1 pseudogene is annotated in these 7,125 nt (G+C 69.3%); it reads right to left on the bottom strand.

What is annotated here, in order from left to right:
• Positions 1-7,125 (bottom strand): annotated as a pseudogene (locus IG75_RS40990) (condensation domain-containing protein); the annotation flags it as partial.

Here is a 7,125-nt window from a genome sequence, read left to right as displayed (position 1 = left end):
CGCCACACCCTTCGGACGACCCGTCGAACCCGACGTGAAAATCACATACGCCGTATTCGACGGACGCAACGGCGCACGACGATCCGCATCCGTGACCGGCGTATCCGCGTACGCGCCCAGGTCCAGCCTGTCGATCCGTACCTGGGCGGTATCGGTCGGCAGATCGTCGCCGGAGGTGAGCACGCAGATCGGGTCGGCGGTGGCGAGGATGTACTCGGTGCGCTCGGCCGGATGATCCGGATCCAGCGGTACGTAGGCGCCACCGGCGACGGTGACCGCGTACATACCGACCACCAGATCGATCGAACGCCGCATACCCAGGGCCACATACGACTCCGGACCCACACCGCGGGCGATCAGCCACCGGGCGAGCAGATTCACCCGCGCCGTGAAATCGGCGTAGGACAGGGTCTCCGCCCCGAAGGTCAGCGCGGGCGCGTCCGGGGTACGGATGCTCTGCGCGTAGAACATCGAAGCCAGCGTGGCGGTGGCGTCGACGGTGTGCGTGGTGTCGTTCCACCCGCGCAGCACCTGGTCGCGTTCCCCGCTGTCCAGCAGTTCGATTTCACCGATCCGCCGGTCGGGGGCCTCGGTGAGGGCGGTGAGCACCCGCACCAGCCGGTCGGCGATCCGTCGCACATCGGCTTCGGCGAACATGTCCTGCTGATAGCCGGCCCGAATCCGCAGCGTGCTGCCCAGTGCGGCGATCAGGCTCAGCGGATAGTGGGTGGCGTCGACCGCGCTCAATCCGGTCACCGCCATCCCGTCGATATCGGTGGCCTGCGCCTGGATACCCTCGGCATCCACCGGATACGACTCGAACACCAGCAGGGTGTCGAACAGGGTCGCCATTCCCGCCGCGCCCTGGATATCCGCCAGACCCACATAGTGGTGATCCAGCAGATCAGCCTGTTCACCCTGGGTTCGGGTGAGCAGTTCGCGCGCGGGTTCGTCCTGACCGAACCGCACCCGCACCGGAACGGTGTTGATGAACAACCCGACCATGGTCTCCACCCCGGCCAGCTGCGGTGGGCGGCCGGAGACGGTGGCGCCGAACAGCACATCGTCGCGGCCGGTGATGCGGCCGAGCAGTACCGCCCACGCCACCTGCAGCACCGTGTTGGCGGTGATGCCGAGTTCGGCGGCCAGCGCGGTGATCCGTGCCGTCGCCGCGGCGTCCAGCTCGAAGGCGTATTCGCCGGACAGGGCCTCGATCTCGTGCGCGGAATCGCCGCCGCCGGTTTCCGGACGGCTGAGCAGGGTCGGCTCGCTCACCCCGGCCAGCGCCCCGGCCCATGCCGCCAGCGACGCGGGATGATCCTGCCGGCCGACCCAGTCCAGGAAGTGCCGGTAGGAGCGGGCCGCGGGCAGTACGGTGCCGTCGGCGCGTACCGCGTACAGCGTCAGCAGATCCTGCATGAGCAGCGGCATGGACCAGCCGTCGAGCACGATGTGGTGGTTGGACACCACGAACTGCCAGCTGTCGGCTCCGGTCTTGATCAGGGTGAACCTGATCAGCCGCGGTTCGGCGAGATCGAAGCGCCGCAGCCGGTCGGCGTCGACGAGATCGACGGCCGTGCCGGTCGCGCTGCGATCGTGCTCGGTCCAGTCGACCGGCACCTCGTCGAGCACGACCTGCACCGAGTTGCCCGCACGGTCGGTGACGAACACCGTACGCAGGTTCTCGTAACGATCCACCAGGGCCTGGGCGGCCGCCCGCAGCCGTTCGGCGTCCACCCGGCCGGTCAGTGTGAGCACCGCCTGCGCGGTGTACACATCCACCGAGGTGGCGGCGAGCTGCGCGTGGAACAGCATGCCGGCCTGCAACGAGGACAGCGGCCACAGATCGGCGACCTGCCTCGGGAACCGCTGTTCGATCTCCTCGACAGCCGGCTGCGACACCGTGACCAACGGGAAGTCCGACGGTGTATGGCCGCCCGCGTCCGCGGAATCGGCATGGCGGGCCACCGCTTCCAGTGCCCGCACCCACAGGTCCCCGAATTCGCGGGCCTCGTCCGCCGACAGCAGGGTGGACGGATAGCCGATGCGCGCGGTCAACGTATCGCCGACGACGACGGCGTTGATATCCAGCAGCGCCATGGCCGGCATATCCGCGTCGTAACCGACGTCCACGGCCAGATCGGCCGCCGGGAGCCAGCCGAAGCCGTGCATCTCTTCGGGAATCTCGCCGGCGCCGACGCGACCCAGGTAGTTGAAGTTCACCTGGCCCGGCATATCCCGCGGGAATTCGGCGGCGGTGTCGGAATTCATGTACCGCAGCAGGCCGTAACCGACACCCTTGTCCGGGACCGCGAGCAATTGCTCCTTGACCCGCTTGAGCGCGGCGCCCAGTTCCGGCTCGCCCGCGAGGGCGGCCTCGATATCGATACCGGCCGGCTCGAAGCGGACCGGGAAGAGCGCGGTGAACCAGCCGACCGTGCGGGACAGATCGGCACCGGGCACGATCTCTTCCTCACGGCCGTGACCCTCGAGCCGGATCAGCAGCGGATCGTCCAGCGCGACGCCGGGCGCGCGCCGCGCCCGCCAGGCGGCGGTCGCCAGGACGAGCGCGGTGAGCAGACCGTCGTTCACACCGCCGTGGAACAGCGCCGGAACAGTGGTGAGCAGGGTCTGGGTGACCTCCGGCGATACCTGCACCGCATGTACCGCGACGACTCCGGCGGTATCGACCGCGGGATCCATCCGGCGTTCGGTGAGCAGCGGATCGGCGGTGCCGGCAACGGTGCGCCAGTACTCCAGTTCCGCGAGCCGCTCCGCGCTGTGCGCGTTCCGCTCGAGCGCATGCGCCCAGGTCCGCATGGAGGTGACCGGCGCGGGCAGTTCGGGGAGCTGGCCGGCGCTGCGCGCGACCGCGGACAACACCAGGTCGGGCACCAGGACACGCCACGACACGCCGTCGACCGCGAGGTGGTGCACGATGACCACCAGGTGGCCGGCCCGCGCACCGGTATCGGGTTCCAGCCAGACGAACCGGACCACCACACCGCGCTCGGGGTCGAGTCGATCGAGTGCGGAATCGACTGCGGCCGTGGCGATCTCGGACAATTCGGGGCCGGTGAGGGCGCCGTCGAACACGGTGTGGTCGATCAGCGCGTCCACATCGACGCTGCCCGGTGCGCCCGTTTCCACGATCCAGTCGCCGTCGGCGGCGTACAGCCGCGACCGCAACATATCGTGCCGGTCGACCACCGGACCCACCACCGCGGCAATGGTCTCCCGGTCGATGCCCACCGGGAGGTCCAGGGTGATGAGCTGGTGGAAACGCCCGAAGGAACCGGGCCGTTCCGCCATGAACCGCACGATCGGCGTCAGCGGCATGGTGCCGACGCCGCCACCCGGCAGCTCGACGAGCGTACGCGTCACACTGTCGGCGTCCGCGGATTCGGCGACAGCGGCCAGCCCGGCCACCGTCCGCTGTTCGAAGACGTGCCGCGGGCTGAACACCACGCCGCGGGCCTTCGCGCGGGACACCAGCTGAATGGACACGATGCTGTCGCCGCCGAGGGCGAAGAACGAATCGTCCACACCCACCCGGTCCACGCCCAGAACCTCGGCGAAGACCTCCGCGATGATCTGCTCGACCGGGGTACGCGGCCCGCGGAAGGCGGTACGCGCCTGGAACACCGGTTCGGGCAGCGCCTTGCGGTCCAGCTTTCCGGCGGGGGTCAGCGGGATCCGGTCGATGACCATGACGGCGGCCGGCACCATGTAGTCGGGCAGCCGCTCGGCGACATACCCGGTCAGCGCCGTGACATCCACCGCGGCACCGGGGGCCGCCACCACGTAGGACACGAGCGAGACCGCACCGGCGGTGTTCTTGTGCCCTGTGGTGACAGCGAAATCCACGGTGTCGTGCGCGGTCAGCGCCGCGTCGATCTCACCCAGCTCGATACGGAAACCACGGACCTTGACCTGGAAGTCGTTACGACCCACATACTCCACCACGGGATCGCCCGCGGCGTCACGACGCCAGCGCACCACATCACCCGTGCGGTAGAGCCGTGACCCGGGTTCGCCGAACGGATCAGCGACGAACCGCTCGGCGGTCAGGCCGGGCCGCGCGTGGTAGCCGCGGGCCAGCTGGATACCGCCGACATACACACCGGACCACCGATCGTGACCCGATCACCGGCACGCAGCACACCACTGATATTCGTGGCCACCGTCGCCTCGGTCGGACCGTAGGCATTGTGGAAGCGACGCTGTACTCCGCCTTCCGGCGTGGTCGACCACTTCGCCATCAGGTCCGCCGAGATGGCCTCACCACCGGCGATGATCACTTCCATACCGGCGAGATCCGCGGCATCCAGTGAGCCGAGGACGGACGGTGTGATCAAGCCGACCGTGACACCTTCGCGGGCGATCAGCTCACCCAGTTCGGCACCACCGTAGGTACCGGTCGGCACCACGACCAGCGCACCGGCCGAACCCACCGCCAGCAAGAGTTCGAGGATCGAGGCATCGAAGCTCGGGGACGCGAAAGCCAACGCCCGCGAGTTCGCATCGAGGCGATACCGCTCGACCTGTTCGGCACTGAAGTTCGCCAAACCGGCGTGGCTGACGACAACGCCCTTGGGCAGACCGGTCGAACCGGAGGTGTAGATGACATAGGCGGTATTCGCCGGGGTCAACGGCCACACCCGATCGGCATCGGTGATCGGATCGGCCGGATACGTGTCCAGAGCCAACTCGTCGAGCACCAGCCAATCCACCGAATCCGGCAGATCCGCCCGCACCGACGACACCGTGATACCCACCGGCGCACCCGAATCGGTCAACATATGCGCGATACGGTCCGCCGGATAGCTCGGATCGATCGGCAGGAACGCCGCACCCGACTTGGTGACAGCCCACTCCGCCAGCACCGAATCCGCCGACCGCGGCACCGCCACCGCCACCAGATCCTCGGCACCCAGGCACCGCTCGATCAGCACCTGCGCCAACTGGTTCGACCGCTCGTCGAACTCGGCGTAGGAGTACCGGACACCCTCGAACACCACCGCCGGCGCCGACGGATCCACCGCCACCGCCGCCGCCAGCAACTCCGGCAACGTCGACGCGGGGACCGCGGGACCACCCGTGCGGGCCAGGACCTCCCGGCGTTCGCTCGGCTCGAGCAGTTCGAGATCACCCAGTACCGCGTCCGGGTCGGCGGCGACCGCCGCCAGCAACCGCCGGAACCGGGTGATCATGGTGGCCGCGGTGGCTTCGTCGAACAGTTCGGTGGCGTAGTTCAACACCAGTTCCATACCACCCGAACCGTTTTCGGCCAGTGAGAACTGGAGGTCGAAGCGCGCCACATCGTCGGCGATCTCCACCCCGGCGACGGTCAGCCCGGCCAGGTCCAGCGCCGGCGCCTCCTGGTTCTGGAATGACAGCGCCACCTGGAACAACGGGTTCCGCGCCTGCGAACGTTCGGGCGCCAGCAGATCCACCAGCCGCTCGAACGGCACATCGGCATTGCCGAACGCGTCCAGGTCCGTCCGGCGGGCCCGATCCACCAGATCGGCGAAGGTTTCGCCCGACCCGACCGCGGTCCGCAGCACCAGCGTATTGACGAACATGCCGACCAGATCGTCGAGCGCCTGCTCACCACGACCCGCGATCGGCGTACCGATCGCGATGTCGTCGCTACCGGACAACCGCGCCAGCAACGCCGCCAATCCGGCGTGCAGCACCATGAACATCGACGCGCCGCGGGCACGGGCCAGCGCGTTCAGATCCCGCACCAGCTCGGCATCCAGCTCGCCGTGCACCCGCGCGCCGCGCAGCGACGCCACCGCGGGACGCGGGCGGTCGGTGGGCAGCACCACTTCGTCGGGCAGGTCCGCGAGGGTGTCCTGCCAGAACGCGATCTGGCGGGCCATCGGGGCGTCCGGGTCGTCCTCGGCGCCCAGCACCTGCCGCTGCCACAGCGTGTAGTCGGCGTACTGGACCTGTAGCGGCGCCCAGCCCGGCAGCTCGCCCTGAACACGCGCCGCGTACGCGGTCATCACATCCCGGGCCAGCGGCGCCAGCGAGAAACCGTCACCGGCGATGTGGTGCAGCACCACGACCAGGACGAATTCCCGGGGCGAGACGGCGAAGAGACGGACCCGCACCGGCACGGCGGCGGCCACGTCGAAACCGGTCGCCGCGAACTCGACGACCTCGGCCACCACCTCGTCCGCGGACACCCGCTCCGGCTCCAGGGCCGGTACGGCCCGGTCGGCCGGCAGGATCTGCTGCACCGGTCGGCCACCCTGCTCCGGGTACCGGGTCCGCAGCGATTCGTGCCGGGCCACCACATCGCCGAGCGCCGCGCGCAAGGCCGCCACCTCAAGATCACCGGTGAGGCGGATCGCCATCGGCAGGTTGTAGGCCGCCGAGGAGGTGTCGTACTGGTTCAGGAACCACATGCGCTGCTGCGCGTAGGACAGCGGCACCAGTTCCGGCCGCGGCCCGGCCACCAGCTCCGGCCGGGACCGGCCACCGGCCTCCTCCACCCGGAGGGCGAGGGCGGCCACGGTCGGCGCCTCGAACAGCGCGCGGACCGCCACCTGGGTACCGAGGGCCGCGCCGATCCGGGCCGCCACCTGCATACCGATCAGGGAGTTACCGCCCAGCTCGAAGAAGTCGTCGTCCGCACCGACGCGCTCCACGCCCAGTACCTCGGCGAAGGTCGCCGCCACGATCTCCTCGATCGGGGTGGACGGCGCCCGGAACGCCCGGGCCGCGAAGACCGGTTCGGGCAGCGCCCGGCGATCGAGCTTGCCGCTGGCGTTCAGCGGGAAGGCGTCGAGCACGACGAAAGCGGCCGGCACCATGTACGACGGCAACCGGCCCGACAGGGCGGCGCGCAGCGCGTCGGTCTCGACCGCGGCGCCGGCGGCCGGCACCACATAGCCGACCAGCTGATCCCCGGTGCGCGCGTCACCACGGAGCACGACCACGGCCTGCGCGACCGCGTCGACCTCGGTCAGCGCGGATTCGATTTCGCCGAGTTCGATGCGCAGACCACGCAACTTCACCTGGAAATCGGTACGACCCAGATACTCCAACTCACCCGCGGCAGTCCACCGCACCAGGTCACCCGTGCGATACATCCGCTCCGCAACATCGAAC

Origin of the sequence: Nocardia rhamnosiphila NBRC 108938 (assembly GCF_000720425.1) — a bacterium.
Lineage (GTDB): Bacteria > Actinomycetota > Actinomycetes > Mycobacteriales > Mycobacteriaceae > Nocardia > Nocardia rhamnosiphila.
This window is presented reverse-complemented; position numbering and strand designations above follow the sequence as displayed.